Source organism: Microvirga vignae (assembly GCF_001017175.1).
GTDB lineage: Bacteria > Pseudomonadota > Alphaproteobacteria > Rhizobiales > Beijerinckiaceae > Microvirga > Microvirga vignae.
The window spans coordinates 1-16158 of the sequence record NZ_LCYG01000101.1; the positions used below are offsets into that span (position 1 = coordinate 1).

The following is a 16158-nucleotide window of genomic DNA, read 5'->3' on the forward strand; positions in this document are numbered from 1 at the left end:
CGCTCAAACTTTTCCTTCGCCATCGTGGCACCCGTTCCTTTGATATTCCAATATTCGCTTTAGTGGGTTCAGGCGTACTTCGCCTGAACCTCGGCAGCCACGTTCGACGGCACCTGTTCGTAGTGGTCGAACTGCATGGTGTAGTTGGCCCGGCCCTGGCTCATGGAGCGCAGGGTGTTCACGTAGCCGAACATGTTGGCGAGCGGGACCATCGCATTGATGACCACGGCATTGCCGCGCATGTCCTGACCCTGGATCTGACCACGACGGGAGTTCAGGTCGCCGATGACCGAACCCGTGTAGTCCTCAGGGGTCACAACCTCGACCTTCATTACCGGCTCGAGCAGGACCGAGGAGCCCTTCTGGAGAGCTTCACGGAGAGCAGCGCGAGAAGCGATTTCGAAGGCCAGGGCCGACGAGTCGACTTCGTGGAAAGCGCCGTCGATGAGCTCGACCTTGAGGTCGACTACCGGGAAGCCGGCGATAACACCAGCACCCACAACCGACTGCAGGCCCTTTTCGACGCCCGGGATGTATTCCTTCGGAACGGCACCACCGACGATCTTCGACTCGAACGAGAAGCCAGCACCCGGCTCGTTCGGCTGAACGACCAGCTTCACACGAGCGAACTGACCCGTACCGCCAGTCTGCTTCTTGTGGGTGTAGTCCACTTCGGTCTTCTTCGTGATCGTCTCACGATAGGCCACCTGCGGAGCACCGATGTTGGCATCGACCTTGTAGGTACGACGGAGAATGTCGACCTTAATGTCGAGGTGCAGTTCGCCCATGCCCTTCAGGATCGTCTGACCTGACTCGCTGTCGGTGGAGACGCGGAAGGACGGGTCCTCAGCAGCGAGCTTGGCGAGAGCCAGACCCAACTTCTCCTGATCGGCCTTCGACTTCGGCTCGATGGCGATCTCGATGACGGGCTCAGGGAACTCCATCTTTTCGAGGATCACGGCCTTGATGGGATCGCAGAGCGTGTCGCCGGTCCGGACTTCCTTGAGGCCAGCCAGAGCGACGATGTCGCCGGCAAAGGCTTCCTTGATGTCTTCGCGGTTGTTCGCATGCATGAGGAGCATGCGGCCGACCCGCTCCTTCTTGTCGCGGGTCGAGTTCAGGATCGAAGCGCCAGCGTCGACCTTGCCCGAGTACACGCGACAGAAGGTGATCGTGCCCACGAAGGGATCGTCCATGATCTTGAAGGCGAGCATGGAGAACGGCTCTTCGTCGGTAGGCCTGCGAACCGTCTCTTCCTCGGTCTTGAAGTCGATGCCCTTGATCTCGCCGCGATCAACAGGAGACGGCAGGAAGTCGACAACGGCATCGAGGAGCGGCTGAACGCCCTTGTTCTTGAACGCGGAACCGCAGAGCACCGGGTGGAAGGCGCGACGCTGCACGGCGGTGCGGATCAGGCGGCGCAGGGTCGCCTCGTCCGGCTCCTGGCCGTCCAGGTAGGCCACCATGGCGTCGTCGTCCATCTCGACCGCAGCCTCGATGAGCTTGCCGCGATATTCCTGAGCCTGGTCGACCAGGTCAGCCGGGATTTCCTGCTCGCTGAAGGCAGCGCCCAGAGCTTCACCGGACCAAACGATGGCCTTCATCTTGATCAGGTCGATCACGCCCTTGAAGTCGCTCTCAGCGCCGATCGGGAGCTGGAGGCAGACCGGCTTGCCGGCCACGCGGTCGATGATGTCGGCCACGCACTTGAAGAAGTTCGCGCCGGTCTTGTCCATCTTGTTGACGAACACGATACGCGGAACGTCGTACTTGTCGGCTTGGCGCCAAACGGTTTCGGTCTGAGGCTCAACGCCCTGGTTGCCGTCGAGCACGCAGACAGCGCCGTCGAGGACGCGCAGCGAACGCTCCACCTCAATGGTGAAGTCGACGTGGCCGGGGGTGTCGATGATGTTCAGACGCTTGCCGTTCCAGAAGCAGGTGGTCGCAGCGGACGTGATCGTGATGCCACGCTCCTGCTCCTGCTCCATCCAGTCCATAGTAGCGGCACCCTCGTGCACTTCACCGATCTTGTGGGACTTACCGGTGTAGTACAGGATGCGCTCAGTCGTCGTCGTCTTGCCGGCATCGATGTGAGCCATGATGCCGAAATTACGGTAGTCCTCAATCGCGTGCGAGCGGGGCATCGCTTAAGCTCCTTACCGTTACCAGCGGTAGTGCGAGAACGCACGGTTGGCTTCAGCCATACGGTGGGTGTCTTCGCGCTTCTTCACGGCATTGCCGCGGTTGTTCGAGGCATCGAGCAGCTCAGCGGAGAGACGCTCGACCATGGTCTTGTCGTTGCGGCCACGGGCAGCCTGGATGATCCAGCGGATCGCGAGGGCCTGACGGCGCTCGGCGCGGACCTCGACCGGAACCTGGTACGTTGCACCACCGACACGGCGGGAACGAACCTCGATCGCCGGGGCGACATTGTCGAGGGCCTGCTTGAAGACCTCGAGCGGGTTGACCTTGGCACGGCTTTCAACGACGTCGAACGCACCGTAAACGATACGCTCGGCGGCGGACTTCTTGCCGTCGTACATGATGGAGTTCATGAACTTCGTGACGACGACATCACCGAACTTCGGATCCGGGATGATCTCACGCTTTTCGGCGCTATGGCGGCGGGACATGAGCGAGCTCCGACCTAATTGATGTTGACGGCTTACTTCGGCCGCTTCGCGCCGTACTTCGAACGACGCTGCTTACGATTCTTCACGCCCTGGGTGTCGAGGACACCGCGGAGAACGTGGTAGCGAACACCCGGAAGGTCCTTCACACGGCCGCCGCGGATCATGACCACGGAGTGCTCTTGAAGGTTGTGGCCCTCGCCCGGGATGTAACCGATGACTTCGAAGCCATTGGTCAGACGAACCTTTGCGACCTTACGGAGAGCCGAGTTCGGCTTCTTCGGGGTCGTGGTGTAAACGCGCGTGCACACGCCGCGCTTCTGCGGGCAGGCCTCAAGCGCGGGAACCTTATTCCGGCTCTTTTGCGCCGTCCGCGGCTTGCGGATCAGCTGAGAGATCGTTGGCATCCTGTGCCCTCTTTCACCAGCCACCGAAGTGGCCTTTGTGTGTCTCAAACGGTTTAACGCCGCACCATCGTTCCTGCGGGCCCATAGGGTTGCACAAAACGAAGCCACGCCATTGGCTCGGAAAAGCCCTTGGCGCGGTGCGATTGCAGAGGACCACGATGATCTGGCACCGCGGTCGTGCCCTAAATCTGACATTTGTCAGTCAAGGTTGAGTTCGGCAGCGTTTAGGTGGCATCGGTCGAAGCTAGGCGCTTCAACTGGCGAAAACCTACGGCCAGCCGGAAAGTCCGGTCTCTCTAGCGCCCGAGTCGGGGAAAGTCAACAGATTTCCACTAACCAAGCGGAAAGGTTCTGCCCCTGAGGGCCTTGGTGCCGGGTTCGGTCCCTATTTGGGGGTTCCTGCTGCCTCCGCAAGAGCATGATGGGCATTTTTTCGTGTCCTTGTGCTGGGCAGCCTTTCCAAAGTCCCGTTAAGGGCCGACTTGGTCGTTCTGCACTCAAGCTTCCTGCCCTTGTCCTCGAAAACGAAAAGGCCGCCCGAAGGCGGCCTCTCCAACCTCAGTAAAGCCCAGTCGGCTTATTCGGCTGCCGGGGGCAGTTCGTTGACCTGAGCCTGCGACTCGGAGCGCTTCTGCTGAAGGATCAGCTCGTCCCGGTGGGATGCCACGGCCTTGATCTGAGCCGTCAACGCACCCGTGCCAGCCGGAATGAGGCTGCCGACGATGACGTTCTCCTTGAGGCCCTCGAGGGTATCGACCTTGCCGTTGACCGCCGCCTCGGTGAGGACGCGGGTGGTCTCCTGGAACGACGCCGCCGAGATGAAGGAGCGGGTCTGCAGCGAGGCCTTGGTGATACCGAGCAGAACCGGCACGCCTTCGGCGGGCTTCTTCTTCTCGGACACGAGACGCTCGTTGGCCTCCTCGAACTCGAGACGGTCGACTTGCTCGCCAGCGAGGAACTCGCTGTCGCCACCTTCGGTGATCTCAACCTTCTGCAGCATCTGGCGAACGATCACCTCAATGTGCTTGTCGTTGATGAGCACGCCCTGGAGACGATAGACCTCCTGGATCTCGTTCACGAGGTAGGCTGCCAGCTCCTCGACGCCCTTGATCGCAAGGATGTCGTGCGGGGCCGGGTTGCCGTCCACGATGAAGTCGCCGATTTCGACTACGTCGCCGTCCTGCAGGTGGATGTGCTTGCCCTTCGGGATCAGGTACTCCACCGGTTCCGAACCATCGTGCGGGTTCAGCGTCAGGCGACGCTTGCTCTTATAGTCGCGGCCGAACTGAATCGTACCGGACTTCTCCGCAATGATGGCCGCATCCTTCGGACGGCGAGCCTCGAACAGCTCCGCCACGCGCGGCAGACCGCCCGTAATGTCGCGGGTCTTGGCGCTCTCGGTCGAGACACGGGCCAGAACGTCACCAGCCTTCACCTTCGAGCCGGGATCGACCGCGAGGATCGCGTCCACGGGCAGGAGGTAACGGGCGTCACCGCCGCGGGCGAGCTTGGCAACCTTGCCTCCCTTGCCCTCGATGATCACGGCCGGACGGAGGTCGGCCGTACGGGCCGAACCGCGCCAGTCGATGACCACGCGCTTGGCGATGCCGGTGGACTCGTCCATGGACTCGATCATCGACGCGCCGTCCACGAGGTCCTCGTAACCGACCGTGCCCTCGACCTCGGTCAGGATCGGGCGGGAGTAGGGATCCCACTCCGCGATGCGCTGGCCGCGCCTGATCGTATCGCCCTCGTCCACCTTCAGACGCGAACCGTACTGCAGGCGGTGAACCGCACGCTCGGTGCCGTCCGGACCGGTGATCACAACAGCCACGTTGCGGCCCATGACGACGAGATCGCCGTCGGAGTTGCGCGCAATGTTCTTGTTGCGGAAGCCGATCGTGCCCTCGAAGCTCGACTCGATGAAGGACGAGTCGGCGATCTGAGCCGCGCCCCCGATGTGGAAGGTACGCATCGTGAGCTGGGTGCCCGGCTCGCCGATGGACTGAGCGGCGATCACGCCGACAGCCTCCCCGTGGTTGACCGGTGTACCGCGGGCCAGGTCGCGACCGTAGCAGGTGGCGCAGACGCCGTTCTTGGACTCGCAGACGAGCACTGAACGGATCTTCACTTCCTGGATACCGGCAGCGCCGATGGCTTCAAGGTGATGCTCCTCGATCATCGTGCCCTTCGGAACGATCACGGTGCCATCCTGAGCGACCAGATCCTCGGCCGTGGAGCGGCCCAGAATGCGGGAGGCCAGCGACGCGACCACTTGGCCGGCATCGATGATGGCGCGCATCTTGATGCCCCTCTCGGTGCCGCAATCCGTCTCACGGATGACCGCATCCTGCGCCACGTCCACGAGACGGCGGGTCAGGTAGCCCGAGTTCGCGGTCTTGAGCGCGGTGTCGGCCAGACCCTTACGGGCACCGTGGGTCGAGTTGAAGTACTCGAGAACGTCCAGGCCTTCCTTGAAGTTCGAGATGATCGGCGTCTCGATGATCTCGCCCGACGGCTTGGCCATGAGGCCACGCATGGCGGCGAGCTGCTTCATCTGAGCCGGCGAACCACGAGCGCCCGAGTGGGACATCATGTAGATCGAGTTGACCGGCTTGTCGCGGCCCTGGTCGTCCTTCTGGACGGTCGAGATGCGATTCATCATCTCGGCGGCGAGACGATCCGAGCACTTCGCCCAGGCGTCGACGACCTTGTTGTACTTCTCACCCTGGGTGATGAGGCCGTCCTGGTACTGCTGCTCGTAGTCCTTCGCGAGGGCGCGGGTCTCCTCGACGATCTGCCACTTGTTCTCCGGGATCACCATGTCGTCCTTGCCGAACGAGATGCCGGCGCGGAACGCATTGTAGAAGCCCAGGCCCATGATGCGATCGCAGAAGATGACCGACTCCTTCTGACCGCAGTGCCGGTACACGGCATCGATCATGTTGGAGATTTCCTTCTTCGTCATGAGCTTGTTCACGACGTCGAAGGACAGAGCCGGATGCTTCGGCAGCAGACGCGAGAGCATGACGCGACCGGGGGTCGTGTCGACGATCTTGGTGTAGGGCTTGCCGTCCTCACCCACGCCTTCCCAGCGATAGCGGATCTTGGAGTGGAGCGTGATGACCTTCTCGTTGAGGGCGTGCTCGATCTCGCCCATGTCGGCGAAGGCCTTCCCCTGGCCGGGCTGACCGTCGGAGACGATGGAGAGATAGTAGAGGCCCAGAACGATGTCCTGCGACGGCACGATGATCGGCTGACCGTTGGCCGGGTGCAGGATGTTGTTGGTGGACATCATCAGCACGCGGGCTTCGAGCTGAGCCTCGAGCGAGAGCGGCACGTGGACGGCCATCTGGTCGCCGTCGAAGTCCGCGTTGAACGCGGCACAGACGAGCGGGTGCAGCTGGATCGCCTTGCCCTCGATCAGGGTGGGCTCGAAGGCCTGGATGCCGAGGCGGTGAAGCGTCGGAGCGCGGTTGAGCAGCACCGGATGCTCGCGGATGACCTCGTCCAGGATATCCCAGACCTCGGGCTTCTCCTTCTCGACGAGCTTCTTGGCCTGCTTGACGGTGGCGGACAGACCGCGCGCGTCGAGCTTGGCGTAGATGAACGGCTTGAAGAGCTCGAGAGCCATCTTCTTCGGCAGGCCGCACTGATGCAGCTTGAGCTCCGGCCCCACCACGATGACCGAACGGCCCGAGTAGTCGACGCGCTTGCCGAGAAGGTTCTGACGGAAGCGGCCCTGCTTGCCCTTCAGCATATCGGCGAGCGACTTCAGCGGACGCTTGTTGGCGCCGGTGATGACGCGGCCGCGGCGGCCGTTGTCGAACAGGGCGTCGACCGCCTCCTGCAGCATGCGCTTCTCGTTGCGGACGATGATGTCCGGAGCGCGCAGCTCCATGAGCCGCTTCAGGCGGTTGTTGCGGTTGATGACGCGGCGATACAGGTCGTTCAGGTCCGAGGTCGCGAAGCGGCCGCCGTCGAGCGGCACGAGCGGACGCAGGTCCGGCGGGATCACCGGAACGACGGTCATGATCATCCACTCGGGCTTGTTGCCCGACTGGATGAACGCCTCGATGATCTTGAGGCGCTTCATGAGCTTCTTCGGCTTCAGCTCCGACGTGGTGACCGCGATTTCCTCACGGATGTCCTGGGCGGTCTTCTCGAGGTCGAGCTCCTGCAGGATGCGGCGGATGGCTTCCGCGCCGATCATGGCGGTGAAGCTATCCTCGCCGTACTCGTCCTGGGCGCGGATGTACTCTTCCTCGGTCAGCAGCTGACGGTCCTTGAGGGGCGTCAGGCCGGCATCGACGACGATGTAGGATTCGAAATAGAGGATGCGCTCCAGGTCCTTCAGGGTCATGTCGAGCAACAGACCGATGCGGCTCGGGAGAGACTTGAGGAACCAGATGTGCGCGACGGGAGCCGCGAGCTCGATGTGACCCATGCGGTCGCGGCGGACGCGGGCGAGCGTGACTTCGACGCCGCACTTCTCGCAGATCACGCCCTTGTACTTCATGCGCTTGTACTTGCCGCACAAGCACTCGTAATCCTTGATCGGGCCGAAGATGCGCGCGCAGAACAAGCCGTCGCGCTCGGGCTTGAACGTGCGGTAGTTGATGGTCTCGGGCTTTTTGATTTCGCCGTAGGACCAGGACAGAATCTTCTCAGGGCTCGCGATCGAGATCTTGATCTGATCGAAGCTCTGCGGCTGGGCCGTCTGGTTGAAGAGATTCATGACCTCTTGATTCATCGCCGTCTCCTGGGCTGAAGGGCGCTCACATAAGCACCCTCACCGGCAATTGCATGGGGCCGCGGCTCAAATGCCGCGGCCTAACCTCAAATTCGAAAGCGCTTTCGCACCTTACTCGGCGGCCTCGGACGGAGGCAGTTGCTCCGCCTCGTTGGCAGCCTTCTTGGAGTTGGTCAGTTCGACGTTCAGGCCGAGCGAACGCATTTCCTTCACGAGAACGTTGAAGCTCTCCGGAATGCCCGACTCGAAGGTGTCGTCGCCACGAACGATGGCTTCGTAGACCTTGGTACGGCCGGCCACGTCGTCCGACTTGACCGTGAGCATTTCCTGAAGGGTGTAGGCGGCACCGTAAGCCTCGAGCGCCCAGACCTCCATTTCGCCGAAGCGCTGGCCACCGAACTGCGCCTTGCCGCCCAGCGGCTGCTGGGTAACGAGGCTGTAGGGGCCGATGGAGCGGGCGTGGATCTTGTCGTCCACGAGGTGGTGGAGCTTCAGCATGTAGATGTAGCCCACCGTGACCTTGCGATCGAAAGGCTCGCCGGTCTTGCCGTCATACAACGTAACCTGACCCGAGGGGTCGAGGCCGGCCTTCTGGAGCATGGCTTCGATGTCCGCCTCCTTCGCACCGTCGAAGACGGGGGTGGCGAAGGGAACGCCGCGACGCAGCTTGTTGCCGAGTTCCACCAACTCGTCGTCGGACGCCTGCTCGATTTCCGGCAGGTTGCCGTAGATCGAGACCAGCTGATCGCGCAGGCTCTTGGACTTGCCGGACTTCATGTAGGCATCGACCGCCTGAGCGACCTGCTTGCCGAGACCGGCAGCAGCCCAGCCAAGGTGCGTCTCGAGGATCTGACCCACGTTCATGCGGCTCGGCACGCCGAGCGGATTGAGCACGATATCCGCATGGGTACCGTCCTCGAGGAACGGCATGTCCTCGATCGGAACGATGCGCGACACGACACCCTTGTTGCCGTGACGGCCGGCCATCTTGTCGCCAGGCTGGATCTTGCGCTTCACAGCCACGAAGACCTTGACCATCTTCATGACGCCGGGCGGAAGTTCGTCGCCGCGCTGCAGCTTCTCGACCTTGTCGAGGAAGCGCTGCTCAAGGCGCTTCTTCGACTCGTCGTACTGCTTCTGCATGGCCTCGATCTCGGTCATCAGAGCATCGTCTTCGACCGCGAACTGCCACCACTGCGACCGCGGATACTCGCTGAGGAGTTCGCGGGTGATCGCCGTGTCCTTCTTGTAGCCTTTCGGCCCGGCCACGCCCTTCCTGCCGTTCAGGATCTCAGCCAGACGCGCATAGGTGTTGCGGTCCAGGATCGCCTGCTCGTCGTCGCGGTCCTTGGCGAGACGCTCGATTTCCTCGCGCTCGATAGCCTGGGCACGCTCGTCCTTGTCGACGCCGTGACGGTTGAAGACACGGACTTCGACGATGGTGCCGGTCACGCCCGGAGGCACGCGCAGCGAGGTGTCGCGAACGTCGGAAGCCTTCTCACCGAAGATGGCGCGCAGGAGCTTCTCTTCCGGCGTCATCGGGCTTTCGCCCTTCGGCGTGATCTTGCCGACGAGGATGTCGCCGGCATGGACCTCGGCACCGATATACACGATGCCGGCCTCGTCGAGGTTCTTCAGTGCCTCTTCCGACACGTTCGGAATGTCGCGCGTGATTTCCTCAGGACCAAGCTTCGTGTCGCGGGCCATCACTTCGAACTCCTCGATATGAATCGAGGTGAACACGTCCTCCTTCACGATACGCTCGGAGAGGAGGATCGAGTCTTCGAAGTTGTAGCCGTTCCACGGCATGAACGCGACGAGCACGTTGCGGCCGAGCGCGAGCTCGCCGTACTCCGTCGACGGACCGTCGGCGATGATGTCGCCCTTGCGGACCATGTCGCCGGCGCGGACCAGCGGCTTTTGCGTGATGCAGGTCGACTGGTTGGAGCGCTGGAACTTCTGCAGGCGGTAGATGTCGACGCCCGGACGGGTCGGATCGGTGTTCTCCGTTGCGCGGATAACGATACGGGTCGCGTCCACCTGGTCTACGATGCCGGTGCGGCGAGCCGCAATAGCAGCGCCCGAGTCACGGGCCACGACCGCTTCCATGCCGGTGCCGACGAACGGAGCGTCCGCCTGAACCAGAGGCACGGCCTGACGCTGCATGTTCGAGCCCATGAGAGCGCGGTTCGCGTCGTCGTTCTCAAGGAACGGGATGAGCGCGGCAGCGACCGACACGAGCTGCTTCGGCGACACCTCCATCAGGTCCACGCGATCGGGCGCAACCACGATGTTTTCACCGGCGCGGCGGCAGATCACCAGCTCTTCGGTGAGCGTGCCCTTGGCATCCAGCGGCGAGTTCGCCTGGGCGATGTTGTACTTCGCCTCTTCCATCGCGGAGAGATACACGACCTCGTCCGTGACGCGGCTGTCGCGCACGCGGCGGAACGGCGTCTCGATGAAGCCATACTTGTTGACGCGAGCGAAGGTGGCCAGCGAGTTGATCAGACCAATGTTCGGGCCTTCCGGCGTCTCGATCGGGCAGATACGGCCGTAGTGCGTCGGGTGCACGTCGCGCACCTCGAAGCCGGCACGCTCGCGGGTCAGACCACCCGGGCCCAGCGCCGAGAGACGACGCTTGTGCGTGACCTCGGAGAGCGGGTTCGTCTGGTCCATGAACTGCGAGAGCTGCGAGGAGCCGAAGAACTCGCGCACGGCAGCAGCGGCAGGCTTCGCGTTGATCAGGTCCTGCGGCATGACGGTGTCGATATCGACGGACGACATGCGCTCCTTGATCGCGCGCTCCATGCGCAGCAGGCCGAGGCGGTACTGGTTCTCCATGAGCTCGCCGACCGAACGCACACGGCGGTTGCCGAGGTGGTCGATGTCGTCGATCTCGCCCTTGCCGTCGCGCAGGTCCACGAGCGCCTTCGTCACCGCGAGAATGTCCTCGCGGCGGAGCGTGCGCACGGTGTCCTCGGCATCGAGGTCGAGGCGCATGTTCATCTTCACGCGGCCGACCGCCGAAAGGTCATAGCGCTCGGCGTCGAAGAACAGCGAGTTGAACATGGCTTCTGCCGTCTCGAGGATCGGCGGCTCGCCCGGACGCATGACGCGGTAGATGTCGAACAGAGCGTCCTCGCGGGAGGAAGCCTTGTCGACGGCCAGCGTGTTGCGGATGTAAGGACCAACGGTGACGTGGTCGATGTCGAGAACCGGAATCTCGGTGTAGCCCAAGTTGATCAGCTCAACCAGGTTGCCCTTGCGATCGCCGGTCTTCGCGTCAACCGTCATCTCGAGCTCGTCGCCGGCTTCGGCGTAGATCTCGCCCGTCTGCGGATTGACGAGGTCCTCGGCGATGTACTGACCAACGAGATCCTCATCGGTGACGCGCAGGTTCTTGAGGCCCTTCTCAGCGAGCTGGCGGGCAGCCCGAGCAGTCAGCTTCTTGCCGGCCTCGAGCACGACTTCGCCGGTCTTCGCGTCGACGAGGTCGACCGAAGCCTTGAAGCCCTTCATGCGCTCCGCGTCGTAAGGAATGGTCCAGCCATCCTTCGTCTTGGTGTAGACGATGCGGTTGAAGAAGGTGTTGAGGATCTCCTCGCCGTCGAGACCCAGTGCGTAGAGCAGCGACGTGACCGGGATCTTACGCTTACGGTCGATACGGGCGTAGACGATGTCCTTGGCGTCGAACTCGATGTCGAGCCAGGAACCGCGATACGGGATGATGCGAGCAGCAAACAGCAGCTTGCCGGAGGAGTGCGTCTTGCCCTTGTCGTGGTCGAAGAACACGCCCGGCGAACGGTGCATCTGCGAGACGATGACGCGCTCGGTGCCGTTGACGATGAAGGTGCCGTTGTCGGTCATGAGCGGCATGTCGCCCATGTAGACGTCCTGCTCCTTGATGTCCTTCACGGAGCGGGCGCCGGTGTCCGGGTCCACATCGAACACGATGAGACGCAGCGTCACCTTCAGCGGAGCGGCAAAGGTCATGCCGCGCTGCCGGCACTCGTCAACGTCATATTTCGGAGGCTCGAACGTGTATTTCACGAATTCGAGCAGAGCCGTGTTCGAAAAGTCCGAAATCGGAAAAACCGATTTGAAGACGGCTTGCAAGCCCTCTTCCGGCCGGCCGCCCTTTGGCTCTTCGACCATCAGGAACTGGTCGTAGGATGCCTTCTGAACCTCGATGAGGTTCGGCATCTCCGCCACTTCCTTGATTTTCCCGAAGAACTTGCGAATGCGCTTCCGGCCGATCAGTGTATTGGCCATCTGGACCTCGTTCCTCATACACGCCTAATCGAGAACCCCGGGGATCGGGACCCTGGATTAGCCGCCCGGCGGAAAGCGCCGGTTTTTCCGAACAAATCCGGGCTCGTTGCGAGCCCTTCTCGGTGCCGCCGCAGAAGCCCTGCGTCTTTGACGACACAACGGCCCCAAGCAAAACTGCTTGGGACCGTGTGTTTTTGAGCCCCGATTTCTCGGGGGTAACCCTGCAGCCCGGAGGCCGCAAAATTACTTAAGCTCGACCTTGGCGCCGACCTTCTCGAGGGTCGCCTTGATCTTCTCGGCTTCGTCCTTGGAAGCGCCTTCCTTAACAGGCTTCGGCGCGCCTTCGACGAGGTCCTTAGCTTCCTTGAGGCCCAGGCCCGTGATGCCACGGACTTCCTTGATGACCTCGATCTTCTTGTCGCCAGCCGAGGCGAGAACGACCGTGAACTCGGTCTTCTCTTCAACCGGAGCGGCAGCAGCAGCGCCAGGAGCAGCAGCAACGGCCACGGCAGCGGCAGCGGAAACGCCCCACTTCTCTTCGAGCATCTTCGAGAGCTCAGCGGCCTCGAGAACGGTCAGCGACGACAGATCGTCAACGAGCTTGGCAAGATCAGCCATTTTTGGATCCTTAAGTTCGGTTCGAACGGGTTAGTGATTGAGGGTACGGCCTCACGCCGCTTCGCCTGTCTTGGCATAGGCTCCGAACACACGGGCGAGCTTTGCCGCCGGCGCCGTGCTGAGCTGAGCGATCTTCGTGGCCGGGGCCTGAACGAGGCCGACCAGCTTGGCGCGCAGTTCATCGAGGGACGGAAGGGTGGCAAGAGCCTTGACACCGTCCACGTTCAGAGCGGTCGTGCCCATCGCGCCACCGAGGATAACGAGCTTGTCGTTACCTTTGGCGAAATCGACAGCGACCTTTGGAGCCGCGACCGGATCGCTCGAGTAAGCGATCAGGGTCGGACCTTTCATAAGGCCCGAGATGGACGCGACGTCCGTGCCTTCGAGAGCGATCTTGGCGAGGCGGTTCTTCGCGACCTTCACGGTGGCGCCGGCCTGCTTCATCTGCGTGCGCAGCTTCTGCATGTCAGCGACCGTCAGGCCAGCATAGTGGGCCACGACGACGACGCTCGTGTTGCTAAACACGCCGCCGAGAGTCGAGACGAGCTCGCTTTTTGCTGCTCTATCCACTGGGCTCTCTCCGGTTGGCGGAATATGTCCGCCGGTTGCACCTGCCGTTCAAGGCCCAGGCTTGCACCTGAGGCACCCGAACGGCGCTCTCGCAAGCCCTGTCCCCCTGTCACGCCTGGCGGCGCAAAGGGTGAGATGGTTCGAACCGATACTCGCTGCCTGCGTTGAACAGGCATGAAACTCGGCTTCCCCGTCTATGCAGGCCCTCACGAATTAAGCCGGACAAGCCGGCGCCTGCAGTCTCGGACAGGACATAGCCGGAACGCGCCAAAGGTTGCCCTTTGACCCGCCGGCTTGTCACCACTCCGTCTCCGGAGTGGATTCGCAGCCAGAAGCACGCGCAAAAGCGCAGCCTCGGCATATGTTGGAAACTCAACGCGTTCTAATAAGCCTTCTTAGACCGCATGCCAAGAGGCATTAGTGGGTTTTTGGCGCTTTATTTACGTAAAAGTGTATCAAAACCCTGCCCATTTCAGCCCAGATTATCGAGGCTGAACGAAAAAGCCCGGCGAAGGTCGCCGGGCTTCTCATATTCGATTCGAACGGACGGTTAGCCGTTGAGGACCGACGAGGGGTCGACCTTCACGCCCGGGCCCATCGTCGAGGAAACGGCGATGCGCTGGATGTAGGTGCCCTTGGCGCCCGTAGGCTTCGCCTTGGAGACAGCGTCGGCGAAAGCCTTGATGTTCTCCACGAGCTTGCCCTCCTCGAAGGAGGCCTTGCCGATACCAGCATGTACGATACCAGCCTTCTCGACGCGGAACTCGACGGCGCCGCCCTTGGCAGCCTCGACAGCGCCCTTGACGTCCATGGTGACCGTGCCGACGCGCGGATTCGGCATCAGGCCACGCGGGCCGAGCACCTTACCGAGACGGCCGACGAGGCCCATCATGTCCGGCGTGGCAATGCAGCGATCGAAGTCGATCGTGCCGCCGTTGACGGTCTCGAAGAGGTCCTCGGCGCCCACCACGTCAGCACCGGCCGCCTTGGCCTCATCGGCCTTGGGACCACGGGCGAACACGGCAACGCGCACCGTACGGCCGGAGCCGTTCGGCAGGTTGCAGACGCCACGGACCATCTGGTCGGCGTGACGGGGATCGACGCCCAGGTTCATCGAGATCTCGATAGTCTCGTCGAACTTCGCCTTGGCGCGTTCCTTGATCAGCTTCACCGCATCCTGAAGCGGATACAGCTTGTTGGCATCGATGCCCTCGCGGGCGGCGCTGATGCGCTTACCTTCCTTAGCCATCGTGCCCTCCTTACGCCACTTCCATGCCCATCGAGCGCGCGGAGCCCTCGATCATGGCCATAGCGGATTCAACGGTGTCGCAGTTGAGATCGGCCATCTTCTTCTCGGCGATCTCGCGGATCTGGTCGCGGGTGACGCGGCCGACGGTGCCGCCCTTACCGGGAGTCTGCGAACCCTTGTCGATCTTCGCGGCCTTCTTGAGGAAGTACGAGACCGGGGGCTGCTTCATCTCGAAGGTGAAGGAACGATCCTGATAGGCGGTGATGATCACCGGAATCGGGGTACCCTTCTCCATCTGCGCGGTCTTCGCGTTGAAGGCCTTGCAGAATTCCATGATGTTCAGACCGCGCTGACCCAGCGCAGGACCAATCGGCGGCGACGGGTTGGCCGCGCCGGCGGGCACTTGCAGCTTCACATAGCCCGAAATTTTCTTTGCCATAGGACTGCTCCCAATGGACCACCTGCCCGGAGCCAACCGAACCAAGTGGTAGTTGCAGATCGCGGTACAGCCCCTTGTCCCCGGCTGGCGACCGGGCAGACCTCCCGCGGATGAAGGCTCTCAAGAGAGCCGAAAGGCGGCACCTTTGAGGCGCCGGCCTTAACCGGATCAGATCTTTTCGACCTGACCGTATTCGAGCTCGACCGGCGTCGCGCGGCCGAAGATGGACACCGCCACCTTGAGGCGGGCGCGGGCATGGTCGACTTCCTCGACGACACCGTTGAAGGACGCAAACGGACCATCGGAGACGCGCACCTGCTCGCCGACCTCGAAGCTGACGGACGGCTTGGGGTGTTCGACGCCTTCGGCCACCTGACCTTTGATACGCTCGGCCTCGCGGTCCGGAATCGGAACCGGCTTGGCCTTGTCGGCGCCCAGGAAGCCGGTCACCTTCGGTGTGTTCTTGATGAGGTGGTAGACCTCGTCGGTCAGGTCGCACTTCACCAGGACGTAGCCCGGGAAGAACTTACGCTCGGTGTCGACCTTACGGCCGCGGCGCACCTCGACAACCTTCTCGGTCGGCACCATGACCTCGTCGAACTTGTCTTCCAAGCCGCGCTGCGCCGCTTGGTCCTTGATCGACTGAGCCACCTTGTTTTCGAAGTTCGAGTAGGCGTGGACGATATACCAACGCTTCGTCATGCCATCCACCCCTTAACCGCCAAGCCCAAGGATCACCGAGCGGACGCCCCAACCGATCGCCTGATCGACGACCAGAAAGAATACACTCGCCACCACGACCATCACAAACACCATGGCGGTGGTGATCATGGTCTCCTTGCGCGTCGGCCAGGTCACCTTCGCGGCTTCCGAGCGGACCTGCTGTATGAAATCGAACGGGTTCGTCTTCGCCATTTCGCTTGCGTCCACAGGCTTATGAGAGGCTGCGAACGTCCCTAAGGGCACGCTTGAGCCCAAATTGAAGGGGCGCGAGGCTGTTCTTAGCCTCGCGCCACCTGTTCAAACCATCTTGGAGACGCCTCTTAATCGAAAACGTCCGCTTTGTCGACCCGCTGGCAGGAGTGGAGGGACTCGAACCCCCAACCCCCGGTTTTGGAGACCGGTGCTCTAGCCGATTGAGCTACACTCCTGCGAGCGGGTCGACGGGTGGCGGATAAACCGCCACCCGGTTTCGTCTTAATCCATCACGGCGGCGACGA

General features: G+C 62.2%; 11 protein-coding genes and 1 tRNA gene. All 12 read right to left on the reverse strand.

Annotated features, from left to right (window positions below; genetic code table 11):
- Positions 1-68: 68 nt before the first annotated feature.
- The 12 genes from fusA to AA309_RS27815 all read right to left on the reverse strand — a co-directional run bounded on the left by fusA (position 69) and on the right by AA309_RS27815 (position 16089).
- On the reverse strand, positions 69-2144 hold the full coding sequence (fusA, locus tag AA309_RS27760; protein ID WP_047192267.1) for an elongation factor G: 2076 nt from the start codon (positions 2142-2144) through the stop codon (positions 69-71).
- Positions 2145-2162: 18 nt separating this feature from the next.
- Complete coding sequence (rpsG, locus tag AA309_RS27765) at positions 2163-2633, reverse strand: 30S ribosomal protein S7 (RefSeq protein ID WP_047192268.1); 471 nt, start codon at positions 2631-2633, stop codon at positions 2163-2165.
- Between the two features lie 32 nt (positions 2634-2665).
- Entirely contained in the window at positions 2666-3037 is a 372-nt protein-coding gene (gene rpsL / locus AA309_RS27770) for a 30S ribosomal protein S12 (protein WP_019400023.1), read from the reverse strand.
- A gap of 577 nt (positions 3038-3614) precedes the next feature.
- On the reverse strand, positions 3615-7790 hold the full coding sequence (gene rpoC, locus AA309_RS27775; RefSeq protein WP_047192269.1) for a DNA-directed RNA polymerase subunit beta': 4176 nt from the start codon (positions 7788-7790) through the stop codon (positions 3615-3617).
- 111 nt (positions 7791-7901) lie between these two features.
- On the reverse strand, positions 7902-12062 hold the full coding sequence (gene rpoB, locus AA309_RS27780) for a DNA-directed RNA polymerase subunit beta (protein ID WP_047192270.1): 4161 nt from the start codon (positions 12060-12062) through the stop codon (positions 7902-7904).
- 243 nt (positions 12063-12305) lie between these two features.
- Positions 12306-12680, reverse strand: a complete 375-nt coding sequence (gene rplL, locus AA309_RS27785; RefSeq protein ID WP_047192271.1) for a 50S ribosomal protein L7/L12 — start codon at positions 12678-12680, stop codon at positions 12306-12308.
- A gap of 51 nt (positions 12681-12731) precedes the next feature.
- Positions 12732-13250 (reverse strand): 50S ribosomal protein L10, encoded by a 519-nt coding sequence (rplJ, locus tag AA309_RS27790; protein WP_047192272.1) that lies wholly within the window; start codon positions 13248-13250, stop codon positions 12732-12734.
- A 550-nt stretch (positions 13251-13800) separates the two neighbouring features.
- Positions 13801-14499 (reverse strand): 50S ribosomal protein L1, encoded by a 699-nt coding sequence (gene rplA, locus AA309_RS27795; protein WP_047192273.1) that lies wholly within the window; start codon positions 14497-14499, stop codon positions 13801-13803.
- Positions 14500-14509: 10 nt separating this feature from the next.
- A complete protein-coding gene (gene rplK / locus AA309_RS27800) occupies positions 14510-14938 on the reverse strand; it encodes a 50S ribosomal protein L11 (protein ID WP_047192274.1) in 429 nt (142 codons plus the stop codon).
- Positions 14939-15106: 168 nt separating this feature from the next.
- Positions 15107-15640 carry a transcription termination/antitermination protein NusG gene (gene nusG, locus AA309_RS27805; protein WP_047192275.1) on the reverse strand — a complete coding sequence of 178 codons (534 nt, stop codon included), beginning with the start codon at positions 15638-15640 and terminating at the stop codon, positions 15107-15109.
- A 12-nt stretch (positions 15641-15652) separates the two neighbouring features.
- Complete coding sequence (gene secE / locus AA309_RS27810) at positions 15653-15853, reverse strand: preprotein translocase subunit SecE (RefSeq protein ID WP_047192276.1); 201 nt, start codon at positions 15851-15853, stop codon at positions 15653-15655.
- Between the two features lie 159 nt (positions 15854-16012).
- A tRNA-Trp gene (locus tag AA309_RS27815) sits at positions 16013-16089 on the reverse strand.
- Positions 16090-16158: the final 69 nt, after the last annotated feature.

What these genes read in the sequence shown, in the direction of transcription:
- rplA (WP_047192273.1), bottom strand. Translation starts at nt 14,499, where the DNA reads ATGGCTAAGGAAGGTAAGCGCATCAGCGCCGCCCGCGAGGGCATCGAT.
- rpsG (WP_047192268.1), bottom strand. Translation starts at nt 2,633, where the DNA reads ATGTCCCGCCGCCATAGCGCCGAAAAGCGTGAGATCATCCCGGATCCG.
- fusA (WP_047192267.1), bottom strand. Translation starts at nt 2,144, where the DNA reads ATGCCCCGCTCGCACGCGATTGAGGACTACCGTAATTTCGGCATCATG.
- secE (WP_047192276.1), bottom strand. Translation starts at nt 15,853, where the DNA reads ATGGCGAAGACGAACCCGTTCGATTTCATACAGCAGGTCCGCTCGGAA.
- nusG (WP_047192275.1), bottom strand. Translation starts at nt 15,640, where the DNA reads ATGACGAAGCGTTGGTATATCGTCCACGCCTACTCGAACTTCGAAAAC.
- rplL (WP_047192271.1), bottom strand. Translation starts at nt 12,680, where the DNA reads ATGGCTGATCTTGCCAAGCTCGTTGACGATCTGTCGTCGCTGACCGTT.
- rpsL (WP_019400023.1), bottom strand. Translation starts at nt 3,037, where the DNA reads ATGCCAACGATCTCTCAGCTGATCCGCAAGCCGCGGACGGCGCAAAAG.
- rplK (WP_047192274.1), bottom strand. Translation starts at nt 14,938, where the DNA reads ATGGCAAAGAAAATTTCGGGCTATGTGAAGCTGCAAGTGCCCGCCGGC.
- rpoB (WP_047192270.1), bottom strand. Translation starts at nt 12,062, where the DNA reads ATGGCCAATACACTGATCGGCCGGAAGCGCATTCGCAAGTTCTTCGGG.
- rpoC (WP_047192269.1), bottom strand. Translation starts at nt 7,790, where the DNA reads ATGAATCAAGAGGTCATGAATCTCTTCAACCAGACGGCCCAGCCGCAG.